This window comes from Pseudomonas sp. SH10-3B (assembly GCF_019891415.1).
Classification (GTDB): Bacteria; Pseudomonadota; Gammaproteobacteria; order Pseudomonadales; family Pseudomonadaceae; genus Aquipseudomonas.
On sequence record NZ_JAFLXD010000017.1, the window covers coordinates 74,484 to 100,887 of the forward strand.

General features: G+C 54.7%; 18 protein-coding genes and 3 pseudogenes. 10 read left to right on the forward strand and 11 right to left on the reverse strand.

Annotation, left to right across the window (positions count from 1 at the left end):
- The first annotated feature begins 216 nt into the window (after window positions 1-216).
- Window positions 217-435, forward strand: a pseudogene (locus J1G35_RS30950) (hypothetical protein).
- Window positions 436-490: 55 nt separating this feature from the next.
- Here the strand turns inward: J1G35_RS30950 and J1G35_RS30955 are convergent.
- From J1G35_RS30955 to J1G35_RS15165, 4 genes are all read right to left on the reverse strand, one after another.
- On the reverse strand, window positions 491-1,240 hold the full coding sequence (locus J1G35_RS30955) for a hypothetical protein (RefSeq protein ID WP_262417297.1): 750 nt from the start codon (window positions 1,238-1,240) through the stop codon (window positions 491-493).
- 379 nt (window positions 1,241-1,619) lie between these two features.
- A complete protein-coding gene (locus tag J1G35_RS15155) occupies window positions 1,620-1,886 on the reverse strand; it encodes a hypothetical protein (protein WP_223015317.1) in 267 nt (88 codons plus the stop codon).
- A 130-nt stretch (window positions 1,887-2,016) separates the two neighbouring features.
- Complete coding sequence (locus J1G35_RS15160; protein ID WP_223015318.1) at window positions 2,017-2,550, reverse strand: hypothetical protein; 534 nt, start codon at window positions 2,548-2,550, stop codon at window positions 2,017-2,019.
- A gap of 42 nt (window positions 2,551-2,592) precedes the next feature.
- Window positions 2,593-2,895 (reverse strand): hypothetical protein, encoded by a 303-nt coding sequence (locus J1G35_RS15165; protein WP_223015319.1) that lies wholly within the window; start codon window positions 2,893-2,895, stop codon window positions 2,593-2,595.
- Between the two features lie 481 nt (window positions 2,896-3,376).
- Between J1G35_RS15165 and J1G35_RS15170 the strand changes: the two are divergent.
- The 7 genes and pseudogenes from J1G35_RS15170 to J1G35_RS15200 form a co-directional block, all read left to right on the forward strand.
- Window positions 3,377-3,889, forward strand: a pseudogene (locus tag J1G35_RS15170) (host specificity protein); the annotation flags it as partial.
- A gap of 91 nt (window positions 3,890-3,980) precedes the next feature.
- Window positions 3,981-4,199, forward strand: a pseudogene (locus tag J1G35_RS15175) (cell wall hydrolase); the annotation flags it as partial.
- Window positions 4,199-4,330, forward strand: coding sequence for a hypothetical protein (locus J1G35_RS15180; RefSeq protein ID WP_262417298.1), 132 nt, complete (start codon window positions 4,199-4,201; stop codon window positions 4,328-4,330). The pseudogene J1G35_RS15175 and the gene J1G35_RS15180, both read left to right, overlap by 1 nt.
- Before the next feature lie 401 nt (window positions 4,331-4,731).
- Window positions 4,732-5,934, forward strand: coding sequence for an MFS transporter (locus J1G35_RS15185; RefSeq protein WP_223015320.1), 1,203 nt, complete (start codon window positions 4,732-4,734; stop codon window positions 5,932-5,934).
- A 169-nt stretch (window positions 5,935-6,103) separates the two neighbouring features.
- Window positions 6,104-8,455: a membrane-bound PQQ-dependent dehydrogenase, glucose/quinate/shikimate family gene (locus tag J1G35_RS15190; RefSeq protein ID WP_262417299.1), complete on the forward strand. Its 2,352-nt coding sequence runs from the start codon at window positions 6,104-6,106 to the stop codon at window positions 8,453-8,455.
- A gap of 102 nt (window positions 8,456-8,557) precedes the next feature.
- Window positions 8,558-9,568 carry an alpha/beta fold hydrolase gene (locus J1G35_RS15195; protein WP_053129022.1) on the forward strand — a complete coding sequence of 337 codons (1,011 nt, stop codon included), beginning with the start codon at window positions 8,558-8,560 and terminating at the stop codon, window positions 9,566-9,568.
- A 147-nt stretch (window positions 9,569-9,715) separates the two neighbouring features.
- Entirely contained in the window at window positions 9,716-10,318 is a 603-nt protein-coding gene (locus tag J1G35_RS15200; protein WP_223015322.1) for a TetR/AcrR family transcriptional regulator, read from the forward strand.
- Between the two features lie 151 nt (window positions 10,319-10,469).
- Here J1G35_RS15200 and J1G35_RS15205 read toward each other — a convergent pair whose 3' ends face one another.
- From J1G35_RS15205 to J1G35_RS15230, 6 genes are all read right to left on the reverse strand, one after another.
- Window positions 10,470-11,678, reverse strand: coding sequence for an MFS transporter (locus J1G35_RS15205; RefSeq protein WP_053129027.1), 1,209 nt, complete (start codon window positions 11,676-11,678; stop codon window positions 10,470-10,472).
- A gap of 156 nt (window positions 11,679-11,834) precedes the next feature.
- On the reverse strand, window positions 11,835-12,533 hold the full coding sequence (locus J1G35_RS15210) for a 4'-phosphopantetheinyl transferase superfamily protein (RefSeq protein ID WP_223015323.1): 699 nt from the start codon (window positions 12,531-12,533) through the stop codon (window positions 11,835-11,837).
- Window positions 12,534-12,580: 47 nt separating this feature from the next.
- The gene (locus tag J1G35_RS15215) at window positions 12,581-14,284 is read right to left on the reverse strand and encodes an aldehyde dehydrogenase family protein (RefSeq protein ID WP_223015324.1); all 1,704 of its coding nucleotides are present in this window, start codon (window positions 14,282-14,284) and stop codon (window positions 12,581-12,583) included.
- Window positions 14,281-15,162, reverse strand: a complete 882-nt coding sequence (locus tag J1G35_RS15220) for an SDR family NAD(P)-dependent oxidoreductase (protein WP_223015325.1) — start codon at window positions 15,160-15,162, stop codon at window positions 14,281-14,283. Before J1G35_RS15220 ends, J1G35_RS15215 begins: the two co-directional genes overlap by 4 nt.
- A 39-nt stretch (window positions 15,163-15,201) precedes the next feature.
- A complete protein-coding gene (locus tag J1G35_RS15225) occupies window positions 15,202-16,377 on the reverse strand; it encodes an FAD-dependent monooxygenase (protein ID WP_053129138.1) in 1,176 nt (391 codons plus the stop codon).
- Window positions 16,378-16,397: 20 nt separating this feature from the next.
- On the reverse strand, window positions 16,398-23,570 hold the full coding sequence (locus J1G35_RS15230) for a non-ribosomal peptide synthetase (RefSeq protein WP_223015326.1): 7,173 nt from the start codon (window positions 23,568-23,570) through the stop codon (window positions 16,398-16,400).
- Window positions 23,571-23,816: 246 nt separating this feature from the next.
- On the opposite strand from J1G35_RS15230, the gene J1G35_RS15235 reads away from it, so the two are divergent.
- Window positions 23,817-24,452 (forward strand): TetR family transcriptional regulator, encoded by a 636-nt coding sequence (locus J1G35_RS15235; protein ID WP_053129045.1) that lies wholly within the window; start codon window positions 23,817-23,819, stop codon window positions 24,450-24,452.
- Window positions 24,453-24,758: 306 nt separating this feature from the next.
- Window positions 24,759-25,307, forward strand: a complete 549-nt coding sequence (locus J1G35_RS15240; RefSeq protein ID WP_053129141.1) for a cytochrome b — start codon at window positions 24,759-24,761, stop codon at window positions 25,305-25,307.
- Between the two features lie 57 nt (window positions 25,308-25,364).
- On the opposite strand, the gene J1G35_RS15245 is transcribed toward J1G35_RS15240, so the two are convergent.
- On the reverse strand, window positions 25,365-26,183 hold the full coding sequence (locus tag J1G35_RS15245) for a lipopolysaccharide biosynthesis protein (RefSeq protein ID WP_223015327.1): 819 nt from the start codon (window positions 26,181-26,183) through the stop codon (window positions 25,365-25,367).
- Between the last annotated feature and the right edge of the window lie 221 nt (window positions 26,184-26,404).

A 26,404-nucleotide genomic window follows, 5' to 3' on the forward strand; every position in this document is an offset into this window, starting at 1 on the left:
CATTCCGTATGGTCTTTAATCTCCTCTTGAACACCCCTTAAGCCCGCCGCCATCGCGGGCTTTTCTGCTTTTCCGACATCCTTTTCACCTGGCATTTACACGACGGGGAGCAAGATGACCCTACTCCTTTGAAGAATTCCCATTAGGCCCGCACATAAGCGGGCCATTTTTTTGCCCGCGGCTATGCTTTCCATTCCCTCTGCTGTATACCAAGCAATGCCATCCCCCGAATACTCTCTCCCTCACACGCTCGAACGAATCTATGAGAACCAACTCGCCCTGGAGGCTGCCATCATGGAGCTTTCACTTTGGGCTGAGCGGCAAGGTGGCGCGCATGTCGACGAAAACATTTGAGGAGCCCTGCAGACTATCGGGGAGAACGCCGGACACATCAAACAGGGTTTGGCTAGGCTGAAGGCTCAAGGGCCCGAATGACGCATCGCGTCAGCCGTGAGGAGCCCGCCACTGAGCGGGCTTTTCTTTGTTTGATCTAAAACGATTTCGGGTCAATCCCAATTATTCGAAGAGACTGGGCAAGCGACTCGTCCAGCACAACCTCGCCAGTGGTAGATGCCGCCTGATTGATGCCAACCGTTCTGAACTTAAGAACCTGCCCCGCTAGCATCTGCCTCAAAATTGACTTGGCCTTGTCCCCGCCAGTGATGGTGTAGGGGCTCATCATCTTGTAAACATTTTCCATAGCCTGAGCCTGGGTCTTTTTGATCAGTTCCGCCTGCTCAGGTGGTAGTCCTAAGGCCACCTCGGGAGAGGCTGGTTGGTCATCTCTTAGTTGAATGGGATCTGTTTCGCGCGTTGCTCTACCTGCCTGGGGATCTGGTTTAATCGACGCGACAGCCGCTTTCCAATCACATTCTGAGCCAGTCCAAATCGGGACAGCTTCTGAGAATGAGACGCTAGATGTGTTTTCAATCGGATTGCCAGAGTAGTAGCGTACTAGAGCGGGCGATCCAAAGAAGGCCCGACCCCAAATACGAGGCGAGGGTAGTACACCTTCAATTTTTTCGTATCCAATCACCAGATCAAGATCGCCGCAAAGTAATGCGCCGCGGGCATAGGACCCCACTGCCCAGACCATGGTGATTTCAATCTGACACGTGAACTCACGGTAAATGTGTTTGTGTGTGATCGTGCGAACCGCCTGCTCATCGAGTCTCTGGCAGATCCGCACGAGCTTTTTGGTGAACGACTCGCGCGGATCACGCTTTTCAGATAAGGCCATGCTTTCATCTCTGCATGCGGGCGGGAGACTGAACGTATCATTCCCTGCATTCAAATCACCATTAGCAACAGGTACAGCGAGATGGACTTCATCGCACATCAAGCCCGCACGTAGCGGGATTTATAAGGATGACAGGGGAGGGCTCGCTATTGACCCCAGGATTGGCCTGCTCTGCCGCAGTTTCTGGCAATAGATAAAAAAATGTCGTTAGCGGAGTATTGCTTGGCCGTCCATGCGTCGAGGTTGGCTTGGATCACAGCCCGGCAATTTTTAGGGTAGCCGGTTTCTCCGAACGTGGGCGCTGCGTTAGGGTCGCCTGGCGCCGTGAGTCTTCCGATGGCTATTCCGATTATCAGAATCAGAGCCAGCTTCCAGAGTTTCATCTCCTCTCCTTTGCATTGTTTACTGCTGCGATGATCTCGACATGTCGACTCTTCGCATCGTCCCATGCGTTCAGCGACACCTGCTTGGCAGCGGTTGCTTGATTAACAATCTCTTCGACTTGGATGTGTATTTCCAGCAGTCGCATGTCCATAGTGTCTATTTTTTCATTCAGCTTTTGCACCAGCTTCCTGATAGTGACGGCCTTATATAATGTCCCTGCGGCTAAAATGAAAACAATGAGGTAGCGATAATCAAAGTCCATTTCTCGTCTCGTAGGCTGAGTAAAAGCACCAGATCGGAACACGATTTAACCGTAATAGTTCGATGTCTGTACCACCAATAGCAATTGGTATCTTAAGACTGATGGGGAGCAGTTTTTTAGGTGGAATTATTTACTCGCAAGGGGCATTCATTATTGAAGGAGGAAATGACGTGAAATCTCCTTTTTTCGCCATAATAAGCATGAATTCTTTCTGTACGTCTATGACCATTTTTCGCTCTAACAGCCAAGCGTCGTAACTGCGATCAAATATTCTACTTTGCTCTGCTATGGATGTACCTGCAAATAGGTTTATGACGGTAGCCATCATCATCCCAACCAAACAAAATGGAATGATTGGGCGGAATTTTGCAAGGCCGTCTCGAGTAAAAATATATCCGGTGATCGCGGTTATCAATGTAATGAGAGCGGGGAGAAAAGTTCCGAGGACAGGAGTTTTTGACGCCCCGGCGGTAATTCCAAGTAGTGCGCCAATCGAAATAAATGAAGTTATCAATCCATATGCTTCTCTTAATGGCGGTTTGACAATAAGTCGATAAGCTCCAGAAGTAACTATTGCAATGATTACAATCACAACTAACCAAGGAAGTAGAGTCTGAATAAAGGGTGATATAAATAAAATCGCTGATTGCGTGCATTTTTCCATTCGTCTCACCTGCTGCAATCTAATCTTCCGCAAGGCATGTAGTTATTTACTTTCAAATTTAAAGCTTTTCTCTGGCTTCATTATTTCTGATTCCTTGCCTTGACCTGTAACGTCAAGCTTCTCGTGAGCAGCAGGAGCCGGAAATGTTGGAGCTACTGGGCCGGTACCATGCGGCGGAGGTCTATCTAGCCACACCGCACCACCTGTTTTGCCCTTACACTCGTTATTACACTCGGTTCCCACAGGCTTTTTGGGGCAAAAGCATAGTTCTCCATTCGCAATGCCGGTGTAAAAAAGTAAAGCGCAAATGAAAGAGGTTGACTTTAAGTAAGTTGAGGTAGACATGTGCTTTTCCTCTGGCCTTGAATCTGCCGATCACCCGTGTGTGATCGAAATCCTAGTAGCCTTTTCCCATTACTGCATGCGCCTAACGCAAAATTTCGTTTCGAGTGCTCTTTCCCAATGGTCCTACTAGGTTGGTTTGGCTGGTGCAATGCCGCGCAATGTCAAATATTCAGGGGCTCAGGACGCAGGACGACGCGTTGCTTCGATTCGTACAGGCCTTTCGTATAGCCGTCCTGGAATGCTCCGCAATCAGTTGAAGGGGTTCTCCGTTGCTTTTGGTGCCTTTCCCCCAGGGCTTCTAAAAACGCACGTAAGCCCAGCGCTTCCTTAAGGGGACTTGTGTTCCTAGGGCGCGCGCGGTTGCCTGTTACATTTTGCTAACCGGCGATAGACTGGATGCTATTGCTGCTACGTCGGCAGCTTATGATCCTGAGAAAATTGAAGTCCAGTTCGACGGTGTTAAAGCAGAACTCCCATACGCATAAGATCTATCAGCAATACTCAGCTTTCGGCTGTTCGTGTGCGTTTCGCGTGGCCCGCGCTGCAGTTCGTGGATGCCAGCGGCAATATCAATGGGTATCGCATCGAGTACAAGGTCGAATTGGCCACCGATGGCGGGGCCTATCAGCAAGTTTTGAGCGAGGCTGTAGACGGCAAGACCACCAGCATTCATGAGCGCACACGCCGAATCGACCTACCAAAAGCGACGTCCGGCTGGCTGATGAAAATCACCAGACTGACCATCAATCAGAACAACAAAAAAATTTCCGACACCATGCAGGTCGCTGGCTTCACCGAGGTGATCGACGCGAAGATTCGCTACCCGAATACCGCGCTCCTTTACATAGAGTTTTCGGCAGAGCAATTCCGCAGCATCCCTGCCGTTACGGTCGGTTGTAAGGCACGCAAATGGTCAGTTCCGAGCAGCTACGACCCAGCGTCCCGCACCTATAGCCGAGTGTGGGATGGCACCTTCAAAGAGGCGTACACCAACAAGCCGACCTTCCCCTTCAGGTTGGTTAGGTTAGAGTTTTTCCAGATTGAGGAGATCTCGAAGGCGCTCAACGACTGAACTCGGGCCAGGTAACTACGTATACCTGAGCGGCGCAAAGCCGATCCCGGCCGCCCAGTTCGCCCACGCTAAGCGCGCAGCCGACCAGGTGGTGTCATGTGTGGCGCCCGATCCAACCGGCGGCGCCACGTGCTACTACGCCACGACTATGCCTAAGGCCCCGGCCTGGGCGTCGGGGGCCAAAGAGACTTTGCGCGTCGGTCACCACATCTCCTTCAAGGATGTGCCGTGATGACTCCAGGCCAGATCCTGGCCCCGATCGTGCTGGCAATTGCCATCGCTTTTGGCGGCGTCTGGCAAGTGCAGGACTGGTGGATGGGCAAGCAGCTCGCCGCGACTTCTCATTTGGCCGACTCTTCATAAGTAGAGTTTCCTCGACCCCCCCCATCCCGATGTGAGTCTCAAGCAGGTTCACCAGCGAATAGGTGCTCTAGTCTCTTATCCAATTTCCTAAGGCCAAGCAGCCAACAATGTTGGCTGCACTTCGAGGTTGCCGTGGTTCAAAGCCAGAGCGTCTGAATCGCTACCCGCGATTGTTTACATTCATTGCGTATGATAGGTTTGATTTAAACATTCATTCAGTATGTATGTTTTCTGGGGTCGTCGAGGCTGCGATCCGTTTCCTATCAGGGAACGGTTAACCCACTAGCTTTCCGGGATTAGCGGCGCGATCAAAGGACTTTGCAGTGAGCCCTGTATCCAGGGTGGCAAATGCCTCGCGTTTTGGGCGAGTCCTGAATTTCATCTAAAGGGATTTAGCAATCATGAGTTCACCTTCAGTCGCTTCGCCTGCAACTTCTCCACGGTATCCATGGCTGGCAGTGACCGCCATGGGCCTTGCTACATTTTCGGTCGTGACGACAGAAATGCTTCCGGTCGGTTTGCTGACGACCATTGCCGGCTCGCTTGAAACGTCAACTGGAAGCGCTGGCTTATTGATCTCATTGCCTGCTTTGCTGGCGGCTTTTTTTGCACCGCTGGTGGTGATCGCAGCAGGCAATCTGGACCGTCGTTGGATTTTGTGCGGTTTACTCGTCCTGTTGGTAATCGCCAATATTGCATCGGCCCTGGCCCCAAGTATGGTGTGGATGCTGATTGCGCGTGCGCTTGTCGGCTTCTGCATGGGGGGGATCTGGGCTGTCGCGGGTGGCTTGGCCGCTCGGCTGGTCCCGGCACACGCAGTGGGGCTGGCCACCTCCATTATTTTTGGCGGGGTCGCTGCGGCATCCGTGCTGGGTGTGCCATTAGGCGCGTTGATCGGTGATTTTGCCGGTTGGCGTTGGGCTTTCGGCTGCATGGCTATCTTCAGTGCGGGTGTGCTGTTGATTCACCTCTTCGCCATTCCCGCTTTGCCTGTTCACCACTCAGTCACCTTGCGCCAGTTCGCTGAACAGTTTGCCAACCGCAAGTTGCAAGCCGGTCTGGCACTGACCATCTTGCTGGTGGCCGGGCACTTCATGGCATTCACCTTTGTCCGTCCGTTGTTGTTATCGGTCTCCGGATTCGATGCTCAATGGATCGGCGCGTTGCTGTTCGCCTATGGTGTCGCGGGCATCATTGGCAACTTCCTGGCGGGTATTATCGCCGCGCGTCGCACGGCCCTGACCCTGGTCTTTATCTCGCTGGGATTGTTGTTGGCGCCAGTGCTGTTCCTGACGATCGGTGACTCCCATGTGGGGGGCGGCCTAGTGTTGCTGGCCTGGGGGCTGGCGTACGGTGGCGTGTCGGTGGGCTTGATGACCTGGATGATGAAAGCGGCGCCGCATGCAGTGGAAATCGCTACTGCGCTTTATGTAGGTGTATTCAATATCGGTATTTTTCTGGGGTCGTGGTCGGGTGGGCAGGCGGTAGACAGGTTCGGTCTGGCCACCAATCTCTGGTTGGCCGCAGGTTTGGCCACATTGGCACTGCTGCTGACGTTCGCGATCCGTTCAAGTGGCAAAAAAACTCAGGCAATTTGCCCATAGGCTGGGCCCGAAAGGGGTTCGGTTGTTCGATTGGAAACCTATCCCCCTCGTTTCACGCACGACTGTGACGGGGGGAGTGTGCACGACGGTAAGTGGTCAAAGACCCTTGATCAGTAACCATAGGCATCGCTGGCAGGAGAAGGGCGGTATGCGGGTTATACGGATTGCAATGCACACCGTCGCAGGCTTATTCGCGCTTGGCGCCGGGTTTTTGTTCTTGGGCGGACTGTGGTTGATAGTGCTTGGCGGGAGCTGGTTCTACGCAGTGGCAGGTTGTCTTCTTGGCTACGTTTCCTATTCGCTTATCAAACAGCACGCTCATGCTTTCAGCACGGCAATCGTCCTGTTGATTTTCAGTGTGATTTGGGCGCTGCTGGAGGTGGGCCTGGACTACTGGCAGTTTGTGCCGCGGGTGTCCTTATTTTTAGGCGTGGCTTGTGTGGTTACGTTGTTTTACGCGCAGCTTAGAACTCATGACGGCGTGCAAGGTGGACGCAAGATGCGAACGCCAGCGTCGATTGTGTTGTTCGGCATCGCGTTTGTCGGCATCGGGGCTGGTTTCTATCCGCATGCATCAGTTGTTTCAAAAAGCGTGCTGACGGCTGAGGGAGCATCCAGCGCCAACCCTCCTCTGGAACACGCAGTCAATCAGGATTGGCCTCAATATGGGCTCAGTGCACGGGGCACTCGATATTCAGAACTTGCCGAGATAGAGCGTTCGAACGTAACGGATTTACAGGTCGCCTGGGAGTTTAAAACCGGTGATGTACCCACCGCAGAAGCTGCCTTTCAGGGCACCCCGATAAAGATAGGCGACATGCTCTATGTCTGTACGCCCTACAGCAAAGTTATGGCGGTCGACGCTGAAACCGGTGTTGAGAGGTGGCGATTCGATCCACAAGTAGTTTCAAAAGAATGGCAGCGCTGCCGTGGCCTTGCGTCCCATTCGGCGCCTGACGACAGCGTCACGGGCAACGCGGATGACAGCACGGACGGCTTGTGTAAAACGCGTATTGTACTGACCACCCTCGATGCAAGGTTGTTCACGCTTGATGCCCGCTCGGGTGAGGCGTGTCCTGGGTTTGGCGAGCACGGTTACGTGGATCTGCTGAAGGGATTGAGCGAAAGGGCTAAAGACTCCTATTTCCCTACCTCAGCGCCCCTTGTTGCGGGTGACGTCATTGTCACCGGCGCGCGTATGCAGGATTGGGCCAGTGGTGGCGAGCCATCGGGTGTTGTGCGTGGTTGGGATATTAAGTCAGGGCGGCTTGTCTGGGCATGGGACCCGGCTGCTCCAAAGAGGGGGCATCCGCTCCCGGAGGGGGAAATTTACGCGGATGAGACCCCCAATTTCTGGGGCACAGCCTCCTATGATTCTGAACTGGGATTGATCTACGTACCGACGGGTAATCAGACTCCAGATTTCTGGGGCGCTGATCGTTTACCTTCATCTGAAACGTACAATGCTTCAGTCGTCGCCATTGATGTGAAAACCGGGATTGATCGTTGGCACTTCAGGACCGTCAATCATGATCTCCATGATTATGATGTTGCCGCTCAGCCCATTCTTCATGACCTTGTAATGGGGAATGGAGAAAGCATTCCTGTCGTGATCGTTTTGACAAAAATGGGGCAGATTTTTGTTTTGGATCGCCGCAATGGTCGTCCTGTTATCCCCGTTGAATCACGTGCGGTCAGTGTGGAGGGCGCGCCTGCCGGCCAACATCCATCCGCTGTCCAGCCTTATTCACGAGCGTCACTTGACTACGGTCCGCTCACAGAAAAAAGTATGTGGGGGATCACCGCGCTTGATCAGCTGTATTGCCGCATTCAGTTTAAGCGTATGCATTGGAAAGGCGATTTCACACCGATAAGCACACAAAAAACAATCATGTACCCCGGTTATTACGGGGGCATAAATTGGGGGGGCGGGGCGGTTGATGTAAGTTCAGGCCTGCTGCTTGTCAATGATATCCGCATTGCTCATTGGGCCCAATTTATCAAGCATGAGGATGCCCTGGCCGCTGGTTACAATCCTACTGGCGCTGCGGGTAATTACGCTCAACAGCGTGGGGCACCCTATGGTGTCATTCACGGAATGTTCACCTCGCCACTCGGAGTGCCCTGCACTGCGCCGCCTTACGGCACATTGACAGCAATTGAGCTTCGGTCCGGAGAGATCGCATGGCAAGTCCCCATGGGCAGTACCGAAGACACGCCTTTGTTGGGTGCGATTACCGGATTACGTTTGCCTCTTGGAATGCCCACCATGGGCGGACCTCTTGTTACCCGTGGTGGGGTGGTCTTTTTCTCCGGTTCGATGGATCACTACCTCAGGGCCATGGATAGCGGGAGCGGGAAGGAACTCTGGAAAAGTCGACTGCCCGTCGGCAGTCAGGCGACCCCCATGACTTACCAGGGTGGCAGAACGGGAAGGCAATACGTTGTTGTCACGGCGGGCGGTTCGCAAGGCCCGGAGCAAGAACGCGGAGACTATGTGATCGCCTACCGCCTCCCTTGATCGTTGTGCCGAAGCGGGGCTGCGTATGCAACTTACACATCGCTGCGCAGCGGACCACATCTGCCTGTGGAAAAGAGAACGAGATGAAGGGAAGCACGCATTATGACGTATGAGGTTTTTGAGCTCGGTGACATTCAGTTGCAATCGGGTCGTCGTCTCCGCGAGGCCCGATTGGCATACAAGACCTATGGTCGCCTTAATGACGCAAAGGACAATGTTATTGTCTATCCGACGTCCTTCGCAGCCACCCATGAAGATGCCGCCTGGTTGATCGGGCCAGGTCGCGCGCTGGACTCGGAAAAGTATTTCATTATCGTGCCAAACGCTTTCGGCAATGGCTTGTCCAGCTCGCCCAGCAACACGGCGGCGCCGCAGAACGGTAATCGCTTTCCACACGTTACGATCCACGACAATGTTGTTCAGCAACATCGCTTAGTTACCGAATTGTTCGGTATCCAGAAAATTCGGATGGCCACAGGTTGGTCTCTGGGCGGCACTCAGGCCTTTGAGTGGGCCTGTGCCTTCCCGGACATGGTTGAGCGGCTGTTTACCTTTCAGAGCGCAGCACGCACGTCACGTCATTTGTATGTGTTTTTTGACAGCGTGCGCGCTGCGATCGAGCTGGATGCCGACTTCCGGGAGGGGTTTTACACGCGGCCACCGCAACGCGGCTTACGTGTTGCCGCGCGTGTCTATGCTGCCCTGGGGCTGTCTCAGGCGTTCTTCCGCGACCGACTGGATGAGACCGCACTGGGCTACGCATCCATTGAAGACTTCCTGATTGATTTCTGGGAAGGGTGGTTCCTCAAGCGAGATGCCAACGACATCATTGCGCAACTCTGGAGTGGACAGCATGCAGACATCAGCGCAAATGCCCGTTACCAGGGCGATGTCAGTAAGGCATTGGCTTCGATCACCGCCGATACGCTGGTGATGCCTGCATCGAGCGATCTGTACTTCCCTGTCCGAGATGCCGAACACGAGGTCAGTCGGATACCCAAAGCCGAACTGCGCATATTGGAATCCGTCTGGGGGCACGTCGCTGGCGAAGGCCTGAATGATGCGGATACCCGGGTGATTGAACAGGCGATGATTGAACTTCTTGCACGCTAGCGCATGTGGCGCTGTTTCACGGGGCACGGTGTGCTTGTTATCGAAGTACGCGAAAGTGACAATAGATACAAACCGCATGTATAGCTGCACCTATTCATGACTTCATGGACATCACAGGTCATGCCGCCTTCAGTGAGGAGATAACCGATGGTTCGCCGCACCCGCGCCGATATGGAAGAAACCCGTGCCCTGTTAATAGTCAAAGCGCGAGAGATGTTCAGTGAGCGAGGCTATGCGGACACCTCAATGGATGAGCTGACGGCTCAGGCGAGCCTGACCCGTGGCGCGCTCTACCATCACTTTGGAGACAAGAAAGGCTTGCTGTCAGCAGTCGTCGAGCAACTCGACGCTGAAATGGATGAGCGCCTGCAAGCCATTACTGACACTGCAGCAGATGCCTGGGACGGTTTTCGCCAGCGCTGCCGTGCGTATCTGGAAATGGCCCTGGAACCACAAATCCAGCGGATTGTGCTGCGCGATGCCAGGGCAGTACTGGGCGGCACCTCACCCGATGCACAGCGTCATTGTGTAGAGTCGATGCAGCGGATGATTCAGGTCTTGATCCAGCAAGGTATCGTGGTGGATGTCAACCCTCAGGCGCTGGCGTTGCTGATCTACGGCAGCCTTGCCGAAGCCGCGTTCTGGATTGCAGATTCGGAAGAGGGCGATAAGCGACTTGCGCAGAGTGTGGTCGCGCTTGAGTTGCTGCTGAGGGGCATCCTGGTTAAACCAGAGGCCGACCCCCAGTAGATAAGTTCGTTGCCAGAAGCAGGGGCACGCGCATCATCATTTGCTTAGCGGATCCAAGTGCACATCGCGCTAGGATTAAGAAACGAAAGCCACTCTATTGAGTGGCTTTTTTCTGCCGGTCATTCCAAGCGAAGTGCTTTAGCGTCGAGACTTACACGGAATACGCTTGCGTAAGTGAGTGTTCTCGCATCCGTCGGTGTCCCCAGACAGCAACCAGCAGTACCGCCGCTCCGGCTGCCAGAGCAACGTTGAATCCATAGCGAGCCCCTTCCATATCGACTAACTGGCCCGATGCCGCGGCACCCATCGCCACCCCGACATTCAAGCCCGCCAGCAACCAGGTCATGCCTTCAGTCAATTGTCGTTCCGGTACGATTCGCTCAACCAAGGACATCGCTACGATCATTGTGGGCGCGAAGAATAGTCCAGCCACCAGTACCGCTGCGGACAGGCCGGCAATATTGCCCGCCATCAACAAGGGCAGTGTGGTTGCTGCCGTAGCCAAGCCACCCAACAGCAAGAGTGTGTGGAGCGGTGTTTTCAGTTTCAGCGCACCGAACAACAGGCCAGCGGCGCACGAGCCGATGGCATAACAGGACAGCACGATACTCGCGGCTGCCGGACTCCCCATCTGTTCAGCGAATGCGACACTTACGATATCGACCGTTCCAACGATGACGCCCATCGCGACCATCAGCAATGTTAATAGTCGCACGTCCGCCAAGCGAAAGATGGAGGCCGTTCTCGTTCTCTTTTCTTCGGCGGATTCCACTGGCGGCTCGGTGGATACTTGGGCCGCCAAAGCAAGCGTACCAATCGCCAGCATCACGACGGCCGCCAGCGGTCCGGCCTGGGGAAAGACGGCCACGCTCAATCCCACGGAAATCGGCGGCCCTGCGATAAACGTCACTTCGTCCAGTACGGTTTCGAGGGAGTAGGCTGTTTGCAGGTGGGGCTTGCCTCGGTATATCGCCGTCCACCGGGCGCGAACCATCGCCGACATGCTCGGCATGAAGCCCGCTAACACTGCCGCCAGGAACAACGTCCAGTCAGGCGTGTGCCAGTAGGTGCAAGCCAGTAGTAGAAGCAGGCCCACCACACTGAGACCAGCAGACAATGGCAGTACCCGGCGTTGGCCATAACGATCCACCATTCGTGAAACCTGCGGTGACATCAGTGCATAGGTCAAGACAAAGGTGGCAGAAACCGCGCCAGCCAGTGCATAACTGCCACGCAACTGCGAAAGCATCGTGATAATGCCGATACCTGTCATCGGGAGCGGTAAACGGGCTAGCAGGCCTGCCAGGGAAAATGCCCTGGTGCCCGAGGCTTGAAACAGTATTCGGTACGGATTAGCCATGTTCGATACTCCTTATCGAGTGAGTACAGCGTGTCTGACGATCATTGAATCGGGTTTACATTCATTGCGTATCATTAAAATCGTATAATCATACGAGATGAATGTAAATGATTGGTTGGGCTGGCGCACAGGCTCCACGGTGCCTCTAACCTCTGCTCAAGGGCGCCCATAGCTGAAATCAGGCATATAGAGTTGCGAGTCGAGTGTGGGTAACGCCTGTTTGCGGGGGAGGGCGAGCAGAGTGAGCAGGGTATGGGCGTGTACGGACCACAGGCCACGGAACAGGGTGCCGTTCTCGAATCGGTCGCTCACCCGGTCAGTGACGAGGCGCAGCGTAAAGCACCCTCCGTCATCCCAGGAAGTGAGTTCGGATTCAGTAAATTCCATGTCGGTATGGCACAACGGAAACAGCGTCTTGAACAACGTTTCCTTGGCTGAAAAACACAAGTAGAAGAAGGTCAGCGCCCGTTCCCTGTCCATTTTTTTGAACTGGTTCAGCTCGGGCACAGAAAGGACGTGATTGGCCATTTGTTCAAGTTCTGCGTGCTCAACCATCGGTTCAGCATCCAGGCCAATGGCGAGATAACGCTCGGCATCGCCCACACATGCCAGTGCGCACTCTTGAGTGTGGGTGATCGAACCCTTGAACTCCTTTGGGAATTTTGCATAGCGATAGGGCTTGGCAATCGGCGGCCACACGCTATCGCCACCCAGTGCCTGAAGCGCTGCAGCCGAACAGATTCGGCCGGCTGCGAACTCCTTGCGCCGGGATGTCATGGCGCACGCCAGCCACTCCTCTGCCTGCGGCATATCGCGCTCGACGACGTCTTTTACCTGGAATGAAAACAATGCCATCCGAGGTAACTCCGGGTAATTGAATGGCCATATGCGAAGAGCTGTACTCATGGCGTGCAGACCACGGTTCTGTCTTCCGTCATGCGCAGACGAGAATGGTAAAACCCTGGCGCTCCATAAGTGACATCGGAGGATGAGTTAACCGCGCCGCCGTGGATGTCGGTAAACACCGAACACTGACTGATGAAATAGTTACCGCAGAAATTTACGGACAGCAGGGCGCCAATGTCCGCCGAAACACACTTCATTGCCTTTTCAACATTTGCATCGATGGCGTAGAGCCCCAGTCCCAGCACACCAAACTCTTGGCCGACGTAGCTGAGTTCGCGGGCAACGGTCTTGAGGTCATCTTTGACGATAACAAAGGAGACCGGACCTGCGACTTCGCTGGCGTAGTAGTCGAGACTGCTTGAAAAACCCGGTTGTACCGCAATCACAGAGGGCGTCAGTACCTGGGCATCAGCAAACTCGGGATCCTGCAGCAGCTCGCAATGGCGCAATACCTTGGCAAATCTGGCACCTTCGCATTGCCGAATATCGGCGACGGTTTGTTTGCCGATGATGACCCCGAGCAGATCACGTGGTGGCTGAAATCGTTGCAGCAATTGATCGATCCGAGCCACCAGGTCGCGCTGGAATACGTCAACCGTGATGATCTTGTCAGGTAACTGAATGCCGTCCTTGAGCACGTAGATGTTCTGCGGCGACGTGCACAACTGCGCTGAGTAAGAGCACAGACCGAATGCCAGATTCTCGATCATGCCGTCGTAGTTGTCCGTAGAGTGCACAAACACGGAGGTTTGGGCGCTTTGCTGGGTCATGACGCGGGCGTGCCATGCATGCTGACGCAGCCATTTGCCAAATTCGGATTTGCCCATGTAATCAATCAGCTTCACCGCACGGTGCTGCGCAGCCTTCCTGTAGTCAGCGTCGTTATCAGAGCAAAACAGGTTGATGATGTCTGCTGAAACACCCGCTTCGGCGCACACTGATTTAATCGCCTTTACGGTCAATGCCAGCGGCAGGATAGCTTCGGAGTGAGGGATGACAATGACAGGGCAACCCGCAGCCAATGAGGCAAAAACGCACGGGTATGCCCCCCAGGTGGGGGCGACCCGACCCGAATACACCAGAGAAAGGCCAGCAGGCTTTGGCTGGAAGTTGCGCAAAATCCGCTGTGGTTGCGCGTCCCCTACGCTGAGTTCGGAGTCCACCTGTTGGGTCAGTTCGGCCGTTATTTGACAAATACGCGCAACGGATTCAAGCGCTCGTGCCTGGGCATGAACAGCGTTCGCATGAAAGCCCATGAAGAAACCGTGGCCACTGGTATGCATACCCACCTGAGAGAACAGGAACGTGTCTGCATGAATTCTCGTGATTGCTTCGCACAGCAATGCACTACGAAGCTCAACACTCAGGTGCTCCCATTTGCTCATCGAACGATTGGCCTTTTTAACCAGGCTATCGAAGTGTTCGGCACGGTATGAAATGCCTAATGGAAACCCATAAGGCGACGTCTCCTTCCCGACTCTCTTCTCCCCCAGGTCCGCTGAGCTGCGACGGTCGATCTGAAACTTGGAGTCGAGCAGGCGCTTGAACCTGATCTCGCCCTGTTCGATTTGAGCATGCTCGTAGTTCGTCAACTCATCGGAAAATGGGCTGTAAGGCTGCCTGGATTTCACCGCGACAATCGCGCTATTCATCATTGACCGATGCTGATCACGCCACATCTTCAATCTGCGTACGTTCATGATGCCTGGCCGATCTTTTGAGCTGATCCAAAGTCCGTCCCGGTAGGCATCTGCGCCGCAAACATTGCATCGAGTTCTGCGGTTGTGGCTGACTTAGCCATGTCCACAAAACTTTGTGCATCATTGCCCACGCTGTATTGAGCCAGAGGCTGCGCAGTTGTCAGCACGTCAAGGATGACTTCAGCGAAGTCGGCTTCGCTGGTGGTGGCAGCGCGGGCCAGCGCTTCGCTCTGTTTGAGAAACTCGGTGAATGAGCGAGCGTATATTTGCCTCGCCTCGCCGCTGACCTGATTCATGATGTCCTGGCCGGTGGCGAGAAACTTATCCCAGATAGGGGTGTAGATCGCGCCCGGCTGTACCACGCTGACCGTGACGCCAGAGTTGGCCAGTTCTCTGCGGAGTGCATCAGTGAATGCCATTTTTGCAAACTGAGCGATGGAGTACGCACCCAGGTAAGGAACCGCAATGCTTCCCAGGCCGGACGTGATGTTGATGATGCGCCCGCGGTTTTCACGTAGCAGAGGCAGCATGGCCTGAGTGACCTGCAGTTGACCTATGACGTTCGTGTCAAGTTGTCGGCGCAGCTCTTGCGGGCTAAGCATCTCGAGTGGGCTGGGTACGCAAATGCCGGCGTTGTTGATCAGGCCCCACAGAGGGTAGGCAGTGTTCTTTGTCGCGATTTTTTCCAATGCCTGCGCGACCGACGCCTCGTCGGTGATATCGAGTCTGACTTCCTCCACATTGGCTTGCCCGTTAAACACGCCGCGAATCTCCCTTGCGGCAGCGAAAACATGAAAGCCATTACGAGCAAGCATCAAGGCTGCCGCATGGCCCAGACCCGAAGAAGCACCGGTAACAAGTACGCTTTTCTTAGACATGACAATCCCTTATCTGGCTGAAAATTTTCGTTGGGTGACTTATTGGGCGTGTACTGCAAAATCGTCGAACAGCATTGACGCCTGCAGTCGTTCTCGCATGGTTTTTGCCGGCGCGAGCAGCATGCCAACGTCGCGTTTCAGCCGAGGCAGGAATTGGTCGTATTGCTCCACATCGCTCAGCGCCCTTGATGCGTCGACGATGGCTTTAGCCCGGGGTTGGCGGATCGACTCGTATCGTCGCAACGCCGCTTGATGGTCTGTCGACGTCGACAGGACATGCCCAAGCACGGCTGAGTCCTCTATGGACAAGCCCGCGCCCTGGCCCAGGCTTGTGAGCATTGGATGAGCTGCATCGCCGAGTAACGTTGCACGCCCCTTGGACCACGTCGCTGGAAAGGACCTGTCTTTTGCATCGACCGTGATGATGGCTTCGTTGGGCGTGGCGTGAATAATGTCGGAAACGATCGCTGGCCATCCCTCATAGACCTTGGCAACGTCGGCGCTTGTGCCGGACCAGCCAACAGCCTCCTGGTTCGACATATTGGCTGTTCCCCACCAGTAGACCCATCCACCTCCGATATCAATGATGCCAATCCGCTTGCCCTTGCCCCAGTAATGCACGACATAGCCAGGGGTTATTTGCGGATGATCATATTTGACCAGTGCGAGCCAGCAGATGTATCCAGCCTCTTGTACCTGGCTGGGGATCCCCATCGCATCGCGCACCGCGGAATAGTAGCCATCAGCGCCGACCAGGATGTCGCCTGAGGCCTTGGTCCCGTCTTCGAAGGTCACGTGTACAGCGTCATCCGTTTCGTCGTAGCTTGCAAATCGCTTTGCGTGGCTGATGTCTACCTCCCCCAGGTTGTCCAGCAAGGCGGTTTGCAGTTGCTGTCTGGAAATGCAGACGCTGGGAGAACCTTGCTCCTCGGCAATTTCCTGGAACGGAAGACGCTTGAGGAGAAATCCGGACTTATGACGGATCTCGAAGTTGCGAATTTCGGCTCCGTAGTGCTCCAGCCCCAGATCTATATCGAGCAACTTTTTCATGGCCGCGCTGGCGTTCGACATCACCGAGAGACCTGAACCGGTGGCTCTCATGCTGTCAGCCTTCTCGAAAAGACGCACTGACCAGCCAACTTTTTTCAAGGCGGCTGCACACGATAAGCCGCCGATTCCGGTTCCGATAATGAGCGCAACAGGTTTGGTTTTCATGTTTTGACCCTGATCCATAGTTATTTGATTTCTTCAAGAATTGCCGTGACGAGCGCACCGACAAAAGGTTCTTCCATGATGGTCAAATGGTCACCGTCAACCTCAATCAGCTTGATCATCCCCGAGGTTTTGGCCGCCCAACCATTGAGTGGATCGTTGTATTCACTGCGGATTGTGTCGTGCATATCCCGAAGAATGGGGGGGAGCGGTTCAATTGCCCGGATCAGGGTGATATCCAGTTCCGGGCACTTCGCCTCGTAGTTGTATTGCGTCGCCGCTTCCCAGTTAGTGCGATACACCTCGAACAGCCGCTGCATGACGGCTTTGGTACTACCGGCCGGAATCGCCCCAATGGAGATTGCGTGATCGGTGATGAAGTCGAAGCGCTCCTGAAGCGTGGCGATATGATCAGGCACAATTTGGACAGGGAGCTCGGAGCCTCTCGACGTCCAGAGCAGTTCCCAAAAAAACCAACTCAGCAATGCGTCATCACTGGCTTTGCCTTGGGCGTGTGAGCTAAGCGCCATGGTGTCCAGAATCAGTACATTGGCAACGCGCTCGCCTGCCCGTATCAACTGCTGGGCTATCTCAAATGCAATGAACCCACCGTAGGACCAGCCACCGATGACGTACGGACCTTCGGGCTGGATTCGACGCATTGCTTCAATGTACAAACGTGCTTGTGCCTCGACAGACGGGATGGGCTCAGAGCCTGCATCGACCCCAGAGGCCTGCAGTGCATAGAGTGGCTGTTCGGCGGGTAAATGCGGAAGCATGCGCAGGTACGAGAGAATATTGCCGCCCATGGGGTGGACAAGAAACAACGGTGTGCGCTGCCCGGTTTCGCGTAGCGGCACCAGTGGGTCGAACGTGAATGCGCCACCGCCTTTTTGAATCAGCACGCTGAGTTTTTCCATGGTCGGTGCACTGACAAAGGAAGACAGGGGCACGTTGATTCCGTACAACTTCTCAACCAACACAACCAAGCGCATTGCTGTCAGTGATGTGGCCCCGCAATCGAAGATGCTCTGTTGGGGGTAGATTTTCGGAGTCTTCAGAAGCTCGGCTGCCAATTGGCATAGCTTCATTTCGTACTCGCCGCTCGGCTCCCGGTAATTCACCGCGTTACCCAGCTGGACGTTCAGCGTGCGCAGCGCAGCGTCATCCCTTTTGCCGCTTGGCGTGGTCGGCATCTGCGCGATCCAGGCCATGTGAGTTGGCAGCATGTACGTCGGCAATTCCTCGCTGAGGTAATGCTTGAGCTGGGACAGCACCGCCTCGTCTTGCGACCCGCTTCCTGTCAGGTAAGCGACCAGGTAGGCGTCGTGCTCATCACGCGGCTTCGCGATCACCGCCACGTCAATGTGTTCGTTGCGGGTTTCAAAAAAGCTCAGGACTTTGAGTTCGATTTCCGACAGTTCAATTCTGTAGCCACGCACTTTGACCTGGTTGTCATTCCGGCCAAGGCTGATCACGGTGCCGTCGGCGCATTTGATACCGACGTCACCGGTTCGATAAAACAATTTGCCGGGTACATGATCGTGACGGATGAATTTCTTATCTGTTTCTTCTGGGGCTTTGTAGTAACCGGACGCCAGTGCGTCTCCGTAAACGCAGATTTCTCCCGGTACGCCATCGGGAATAACGTTGGCAGCGTCGTCAAGAATGAGGATGCCAACTCCGTCAATCTCGCTACCGATAGGAGGTAACGCCGGGAAGTAATCAGGGTTACCGCTCATGCTGTAGCGGGTCACCACATGGGTTTCGGTTGGACCGTATTGATTTTCCAGAATCCCCCCGCGCAGATGTCTCATCAGTGCGCGAATCTCCTGGGTGACCCGCAATTGCTCGCCTGACGAGCCGACAACGCGCAGGCTGCCAGGAAACAGATCAAGGGCGACAGCCGCTTCCGCGAGTTGCTGCAGGGCGATGTAAGGCATGAATACGCGTTCCACGCACTTGCGATCCATAAACCTGAGCAGGGCCGAGGGATCACGGCGTTCCTCTTCGCTGATCAGGTGCAGCGTCGAACCCGCGCTTAGCGTTGAGAAAATTTCCTGGAACGAAACGTCAAAACTGAGCGGCGCGTACTGGAGTGTCGAGCCAACGGCGCCACTCGCCGATTTGTTCTGCCAGCCGACCAGATTCGCCAGTCCTCTATGGGGCATTGCAACCCCTTTAGGTGTGCCTGTGGAGCCTGACGTGAACAGAATGTAGGCGTTGTCGGTCGACTCAACCTCGACGTCTGAACAGGCGGCCTCTACCGTTTGTAAAAGGTCATTGGTGAGATCCAGGCGCACAGTACTGTCAGGTAGTTCGTTAACGCACGACCGGGTGACGACTACTTTTGGCGCTGCGATTTTCAGGATCAGTTCAATGCGTGCGGCGGGATAAGACACGTCGATAGGTAGGCAGATGGCCCCTGATCGCAGGGTTGCCAAGGCTGTGGCGATCTGTTCGAACGAGCGTGGCAATGCCAGGCCGACAACGTCCTGGCGCTGTACGCCTTTACTGCTGAGCAGAGACGCAATTCTGCCGGCGGTGTCCCAGAGTTGTGCGTAGGTCCACTGGGCATCTTCATAGGTAACTGCAACGGCCTGTTGCTGATGACGCACGGCCTGAAGGATCTGCGCAGGCACGGGAATGAATGCGTCCCTGGCCGGGCCCGAGGCGAGATAACCGGATTGCGCAATCGGCGACCTGAAGAGCGCTTCTGCATGGGATTGAAAGGCCAGGCGTTTCAACGCGTCATTGAAAAGCCGCGCAAAGACTTCACCTTGTTCGCGTGCATAGATTGCTCCATCCATATCCACACGGATGGCGACCTCGGCTCCCGAGAACTCGCGCATGACGTTCACAAGGAGGGCAAAACTGGTCTCTTCCTGCGGATCGAAGGCTGCGATCTCGATGCCGGTTTGTGCGGCGACTTCCTCCAGTACATGGAAGTGGATGTAGTTGAATGCTGTGCTTATGGATACGCCTGCATTGTCTGTCTGAATTTCACTCAACGGGAATCGACGATGACGGTGGCTCGCCTTCTCGTGTCTGAAGATTGACTCAACCAGTTGTTGAGCGCTGACTTCGGCCAGGTTGACTCGCAACGGCAATGTGTTCAGAAACAATCCGAGAAGGTGTTCTGCGTGCCGGATCTCTGGGCGTGCGTGGGTCACAACCCCTGTTAGCACGTCTCTCGTATTGCTCATTGACGCTATCGCCGAACAATGGGCAGCCAGGTAGAACGTCTTGATGGGCAGGTGAGAGCGTTTTGCCAGTTGCACCAATGCGTCATCAAGGGCGGGTTCAACAAAAAACCGGTACGAGAACATCCCGCTGTCCGCGCGCTCAAGGTGCGCCGCGAGTCCAATCGGCAGTGTGTTGGTGGCGCCTTCCAGATGGCCCTTCCAGTAGGCTCGATGCTCGCTGCTATTTATTGCAGCGAGTTCGTCCTGAACAAACAGCGATGGGTTCGGTAAATCGTGGGTGGGATAACCCAGGGCTTCATCATTACCCCTCGCATAACAGAGGAGCAGTTCGCGAATCAGGTTCGCGACGCTACCGCCGTCAAGGATTGCATGATGGAAACTGAGCACCAGGTCCAGAGGAGCGCCTGATTCGTTAATGAAAACGGCTACGTTGAACAGTGGCCCTGTGGCAAACGAATAGTTGTGCGCGGACCACGCCTGCATATGCTTGGCTATTTCCTGCTCATAGACGTTTGCCAGCGGCGTATTGACGGCCAGAACCTCGTCTACCGACAAGTCCTTGTGAATAAGCTGAAGCGGGGTGGAGTATTCGCCGATGTTGAACGTTGTACGCAATGCCGGGTGGCGCTGGATTAAACCCTGCAGGGCTTCGCGGAACTTCTGTTCAGACCAGTCCATTTTCAGGGTGTAACGGAAAACGTCTTTGTAGACCCGGCTTTGTTCTTGCTCTCGGCTATGGAAGAGGAGCCCCAGTTGCAGTTGTGAAATCGGATAGGCGTCTACGGCCAATTCTGCAAGGCGCTTGCGCTCATTGTCAGTCACCAGCTCAAACGCACTCAGTGCCGCCTTGGGCAGGGCCACGTTGTCTGCGGTAAGTTCCAGGAAGCGCCCCAGTTCTCGAACCGTGGTGTGGTCACTCAGGTCGGACAAGTTGGCGTCATATCCGTGCTTCTCTAATTCCGAGCGCACCTTCAGCATCAGGATTGAGTCGCCTCCGATGGAATAGAAATCGTCCTCTGCAATAATGTCCCGCTGACCGAGAATGCCGCCCCAGATATCGCTGACCAGGCGCTCTGTCACACTCAACTCGGCTTTTGGTGCGGCAGTTTGAGTGGTATTGGCCATCGCTAATGCTTGGCCACGGTCGAACTTTCCATTGGGGGTGAGTGGGATATGGTCAAGGGCTACGAACCGGGAAGGAAGCATGAACGCCGGGAGCGCGTTAGCCATTTGCTCACGCAGTGAGCGCTCGGTTTGTGGAATGCGACTGACGAACAGTGCCACCAAATGGTTGCCTCGCTTATCGTCCTGCTCAACGACGACTTCGGCATTCAAAATGTTTGGCAGATTGAGCAGCGTATTCTTGATTTCGCCCAATTCAATACGGTTTCCGCGGATCTTTACCTGGCCGTCCATTCTTCCCATATAGAGGATAGAACCATCCTTTGCCCACGCGGCGAGATCTCCGGTTCGGTACCAGCGACGCCCATCCTCCGGATCGGTAATGAAGCGTTCCGCCGTAAGGTCCGGGCGATTCAGGTAGCCTCTTGCCAACTGAACGCCGCCGATTTGCAGTTCTCCAGGTACGTTGACGAGCTGCCGGACACCATGTTGGGAGACGATACGTATTGACGTGTTGTTGATGGGGTAACCAATCGGCACTTCATCAATGTCCGAGTGGCCCAGCAGGTCCAGCTCATACCAGGTGACATCTACGGTCGCCTCGGTCGGACCATATAAGTTGATCAACCTGGGCGGCTGGGTATCGCCAGTGAACAGTTTGCGGAATTTATTCACGACGGCAGGGGAGAGCGCTTCGCCGCTGGTAAACAGGCAGCGCAGGCTCTGTACGCTGAGCAGTTGTTCTCGATCGTCTGCCAGCGCCTGGATGTAGGGTTCAAACATCGAAGGAACGAAATGGGCCACCGTGACCTTGTGATCGCTGATGGCTTTAATCAGCGCGCGAGGATCTCGCTGAGCCCCTTGCTCCAACAGGGCCACCGACGCCCCCGTCAGACTCCACCAAAAAAGCTCCCACACCGAAACATCGAACGAGATAGGGGTTTTTTGCAGGATCACATCGTTACTGGCGAGCGGATGAATCTCTTGCATCCACTCCAGGCGATTGATGACCGAGTGATGTTCAATCACGACGCCTTTCGGTCTGCCGGTCGAGCCCGACGTATAGATGATATAGGCGGGATCCTGGGGGCGAGCCTTGCTGACATAATTGACTTCGCGCGCCAGCTCCAAGGGGAGTACGTCGAGGTCGAACCTGCGCGGATCATCACTGCTCATGACCTGAGGCAGGTTGGTGATCACCCGCTTCGCGTTGCTGTCCTCAAGCATGTACTGAATACGGTCTGCGGGATATTCGCTATCGATTGGCAGGTAAGCCGCACCCGTTTTCAGTACGGCGAAGATCGCTGCCATGAGCTGTGGCGACCTGACCATTGATACCGCAACGACGTCACCCGGGCCTACGCCTTGGTTTTCCAGTTCTGTGGCGATCGCCGAGGACCAATTGTCCAATTCGGCATAGGTGAAGGTTGCACGGTCGTGGTCACGCAACGCTATGTTGTAGGGGGTTCGTGCTGCCTGCGCTCGAAAAAGCGATATGACGGTGTCTTTTTCACTGTAAGACTTGGTGGGGCCTTCTTCGAAGGCCCGGAGTGTTTCAGCCTGCTCATAAGTCAGCAGGCTGACCTGGTCCAACGGCTTGTCCAGTTGGGGCAGGAAGCCATCCACCAACTGAAGGAACGCGTCCAGAAACACTGATGCGTGGCACTCGGAATCGAACGCCGCGCTGTTGAGGCAAATTTCCCCACATACGTCGGCGTTTTTTCCGTAGGTATGCAAGTGAATGGCCACCGCGTCTTGTGCGTGAACGTGGGCGGTGCTTCTGTGAGTCGACGACGTCACACCTTGATCTGACTGCGGGTAGCGCAGGTATGAAACCGTCGCATCGAACAGTTGTCGATTGTGGCCAGAACGCGCGATTTCAGAGACCAGTTGCCCAAAGGGAATGGACTCTCTTTCCTTGATAAAGCTGACCTGTCGCTTGAGTGAAACCGCAACGTCTCGAAGCGTGTGAGCGTGGCTGACTTGAACGCTGACGGGAAGCGTGTTGGCTCTTTGGGTGACGGCGGTGATGTCAGCTTCGCCTCGATTGAGGAAGGGCACCCCAAGCAAAAAATGCTCGGCGCCATACTGGCATGACAGCAATACCGCCAATGAGGCGGAAACGGTCATGAAGGGCGTCATGCCGATATCCAGGGCGCGCTGAACGTCTTCAGCCGAAATCGTGAATGTACGACGATAGCGTTGGGACGAGGAGAGCGTCGGACCGGACTTCGAAAAAAGTATGGGGTTCACATCCTTGACTGTGCCAGCTACCTCAAGGATTGCCTGATGAAGCGCTGCACTGTGCAGGGAAGGAGTCTTTGCGGCGTGGTGCTCAACGTAATCGTGAAGGCTCGATTGAGGAAGTGCTTCCCTTCCTTCGAAAACGTTCAAAATCTTTCTGGACAGTACGTCCAATGCCCAGCTGTCGACCACGATGTGATGGCCTCGAATCATGAGCATCACTGAAGTACCCACCTGCCCGATAGCTGCCTCAATCAGCGGAGCACGGGAAAGATTCCATGAGTGGCGGGACCATTCTTCGTAAAAAGCCGCCGAGCCGGATTCGTCGGTGAACTCAAATAGCTCTGCGACGATCTTGCTCGATGTTTGTCGTACCGTCGGATGGCCATCGTTGTCATGGTACGTCTTGAAGCAAGCGGGCTCAGATCGCAGAACGTTCTCAGCGACGAATTTCAACCTTTCCACGTCGACCGATCCTGGCAGGCAAACGCACAAAGCCACGGTGAACTGGTGGCTGTGAGGGGCTTTTTGCGATTCAAACCAGATATCACGCTCAAACGGATTCAGCAGCTGAGCTGTGTGCGAGGCGGATTGTTTTTCGTCTACGGCGCTGGCGCTGTTCATCGCGATCTAACTCCCTTTAGATGATTTACGCGGCAGTAAGCGGAGAGGCAGCTGACACGATTGTCAGAGTTGTCTTACATCCGCTTCTGCCAAATGAGAAGGCGGGTGAATAATGTCGTTGACTGACAAAATAAGTCAATAGGCATATTTCTTGTTGTGTATTTTATTAAAATTGCGCAATTGTCATTTGATGGTAATAATGTTTGGTCGGGTACCGTGAGTTGACCTAATCGAGGAAACAGACGCGTGGCGGAAAAAGAAGAGGTAGGCAGGCGTGAGCGCAAGAAGCTCATGTTGCGCGATGCCCTTATTTCAGCGGCTTATGAGCTTTTCGCTGAGAAGGGATTTGATGAAACGCGAGTCGAGGACATCACCGAAAAAGTGGATGTCTCCGCTCGTACATTTTTTCGATATTTCTCCTGCAAGGAGGATGTCGTTCTGGATTATCAAGAAGCGGAGCATCAGGAGTTCATCGCTGCGCTTGCTGAGCGTCCTCCCCACGAACCTGTTGTGACGGCCTTGAGGCATGCCGCTGTAGATGTCGTCAGGAGTTGTGAGAAAGGATCGTATGGTTTTGATGCGGATCGTTTCATGACGCTTCAGGAGCTGTTGAGAAGTCACCCTCTGATTCGTGCAAAAACTCTGCAAAATGGGGTAAATCGTCGAGATTCGATTGTTGCCCTTATCGCCGGGAGAATGGGGGTTAATGCAGAGAATGACATTCGTCCGAGTGTCGTCGCATGGGCGTTGGACTACGCCCACACCGCGGCCCATGACCTCTGGAAAAAAAGATCCTCCTCTGCGCTCTACTCGGATGTGCTTGATGAGATTTTTGTCATCGTTGAGGAGGGGTTCAACTTTCCTGCTCTTCAAGTCAGATGATTTGCCCTGATTGAGAGGGCGCTTCAATCGTTCGCCGGGCTAGAGTTGAGTTCAAATCATTGCCAGCCTTGGCGGGCGGGTTTCACGGTTGGTCACCTGGAATCGGACCTTGCCTTGGCCCACTCTGAAAAGATTGGGCTTTTTCATGCCTGAACAATACCCCCGCATGTGCCCCCGCTCGCGTTCTCCCTTTGATTCTCGCTTCTCTGCAAACAGAAAATTCGATGTTAATCATCGGATTTTTACGGTTTTTCCATACTGACCAATGACGATAATCGTGGCTTCCAAACGGGGGGGTAATTGCTGATGTCGAACGCACAAAGCTATACAGCTACCGCGAAGTGGTTGCACTGGGGCATGGGGCTGATCTGGATTGTCGCTTGGCTGGTCGGGATCGTGGCGGTTCATTGGCGTGATGAGTTCAACCCTCAGCACCAGTTGACGTTTCTCCATAAGGCGATGGCCAGCGTGCTTCTTTTTCTTATCGTCCTGCGTATCGGCTGGCGTCTGACGCATGCTGCCCCCGCAATGCCCGCGACGATGAGTCCGCTGATGAAACGGGGGGCTTTCGCTGGCCATCTGTTGCTGTACTGCATCGCGCTGGTGGGGTTGCCGATGTCGGGCTGGTATTGGAGTTCGGTCGCAGATAAACCCATCCTGGTCGCTGGTTTGTTCCTGCTGCCAACGCTCGTCGAGCCTGATCAAAGCCTCTACGACCTGGCAAAGTCGATTCACACCTACACCGCCTGGCTATGCGGAGCACTGGTGGGTGGGCATATGGTCGTTGCGTTGAAGCATCACTTCATTGACAAAGATCGGGTTCTCGCCGGCATGCTGCCCGGCCGCGGTGACTGACCGTCCAGGTTCATCGCAGCGTTTGATCGTGCAGGTTCCGGAACGGCTCGAGCGACGTCAGCGGAGCATTGTCTCCACGTCCCCGAGCGTCACACGCGGGATCACGCTCTGCGGAATTTTTGAAGTATCAGATAAGTTGTAAACCATGAAGTCATCGCCCATGACTTTTTTGGACATCAACTCGAACGATGGAAGTATGCGGGTGTAATAGTGTTGGTCGAGCCCGCAGGGCGAGTTTACGGCGTCCATCGTTTCGTAAAAGCGCCCCGACTTTTCGTCCAGGTCCACGCCGATCAGGAAAACCTTGGAAAACCCGACGTGGAATGCCAGCTGTATGGCCAGATAGGCCACGGTCCGAGCATCAAAAAAACCTGCGCTCATGTCCTTGCTGAAGCCGATGGGTCTTTTCCGGAGGGGCAGCAAGGAATGCTCCACGACCAATGCGTCACGTCTCCCCAGCACAGCCTCAAGCCAGCTCGGTTTTTCGGCCTTGGATAATGGGTAGAGCTGCCCGCTGGGGCGGACGCGAGACGATTGCGCATGATCTTCCCACAGCGCCACCCTCTGGCTGACGGCCATCGCATAGTCGAATAAGGCGGGCTGCTGTTGGGAGAAACTTCTGTCAGAACAGGCATAAAAATAGGGTTTGACGTCGGTGTTCATGAACAGCGAAATCGCGCCATTCATGGTGATCATGGGCACGTGCGCAAACGTTTCGAGGGGAAACGATCTGGCTGACAGGCCGGAAGCAATGATAAAAACCGCGCCTGATTCGATACCCCGACAGCCAGCAAAATCGTGCAGGGGCAGCGGGCACCATGGCCCGGACGTATGGTCATTGGCAGGCGTGGACTCAAGGCGCGACAGCTGTTTCATTCGGCCTGCACCAGACAGTGAGTTTGAGGTAGGTGTATCACCAATATGAACACTGTTGATGGGGGCGGCGCATGAAGAATAATTTATAAACCTGTTCTCACTCCCCAACCCTCTGCGCCATGCAGGAGCTGAATCTTGTCCATGTTCTCAAGTGGGTGAATCGCCCACAGCTAATTCATTTCCGCGTGTTACTTCCGCCCACCCATGGGGCATTCCTGCGC

Excerpts from the sequence above, each read along its gene's own strand:
- J1G35_RS30955 (WP_262417297.1), bottom strand. The coding sequence starts at position 1,240 with ATGGCCTTATCTGAAAAGCGTGATCCGCGCGAGTCGTTCACCAAAAAG.
- J1G35_RS15155 (WP_223015317.1), bottom strand. The coding sequence starts at position 1,886 with ATGGACTTTGATTATCGCTACCTCATTGTTTTCATTTTAGCCGCAGGG.
- J1G35_RS15160 (WP_223015318.1), bottom strand. The coding sequence starts at position 2,550 with ATGGAAAAATGCACGCAATCAGCGATTTTATTTATATCACCCTTTATT.
- J1G35_RS15165 (WP_223015319.1), bottom strand. The coding sequence starts at position 2,895 with ATGTCTACCTCAACTTACTTAAAGTCAACCTCTTTCATTTGCGCTTTA.
- J1G35_RS15180 (WP_262417298.1), top strand. The coding sequence starts at position 4,199 with ATGACTCCAGGCCAGATCCTGGCCCCGATCGTGCTGGCAATTGCCATC.
- J1G35_RS15185 (WP_223015320.1), top strand. The coding sequence starts at position 4,732 with ATGAGTTCACCTTCAGTCGCTTCGCCTGCAACTTCTCCACGGTATCCA.
- J1G35_RS15190 (WP_262417299.1), top strand. The coding sequence starts at position 6,104 with ATGCACACCGTCGCAGGCTTATTCGCGCTTGGCGCCGGGTTTTTGTTC.
- J1G35_RS15195 (WP_053129022.1), top strand. The coding sequence starts at position 8,558 with ATGACGTATGAGGTTTTTGAGCTCGGTGACATTCAGTTGCAATCGGGT.
- J1G35_RS15200 (WP_223015322.1), top strand. The coding sequence starts at position 9,716 with ATGGTTCGCCGCACCCGCGCCGATATGGAAGAAACCCGTGCCCTGTTA.
- J1G35_RS15205 (WP_053129027.1), bottom strand. The coding sequence starts at position 11,678 with ATGGCTAATCCGTACCGAATACTGTTTCAAGCCTCGGGCACCAGGGCA.
- J1G35_RS15210 (WP_223015323.1), bottom strand. The coding sequence starts at position 12,533 with ATGGCATTGTTTTCATTCCAGGTAAAAGACGTCGTCGAGCGCGATATG.
- J1G35_RS15215 (WP_223015324.1), bottom strand. The coding sequence starts at position 14,284 with ATGAACGTACGCAGATTGAAGATGTGGCGTGATCAGCATCGGTCAATG.
- J1G35_RS15220 (WP_223015325.1), bottom strand. The coding sequence starts at position 15,162 with ATGTCTAAGAAAAGCGTACTTGTTACCGGTGCTTCTTCGGGTCTGGGC.
- J1G35_RS15225 (WP_053129138.1), bottom strand. The coding sequence starts at position 16,377 with ATGAAAACCAAACCTGTTGCGCTCATTATCGGAACCGGAATCGGCGGC.
- J1G35_RS15230 (WP_223015326.1), bottom strand. The coding sequence starts at position 23,570 with ATGAACAGCGCCAGCGCCGTAGACGAAAAACAATCCGCCTCGCACACA.
- J1G35_RS15240 (WP_053129141.1), top strand. The coding sequence starts at position 24,759 with ATGTCGAACGCACAAAGCTATACAGCTACCGCGAAGTGGTTGCACTGG.
- J1G35_RS15245 (WP_223015327.1), bottom strand. The coding sequence starts at position 26,183 with ATGAAACAGCTGTCGCGCCTTGAGTCCACGCCTGCCAATGACCATACG.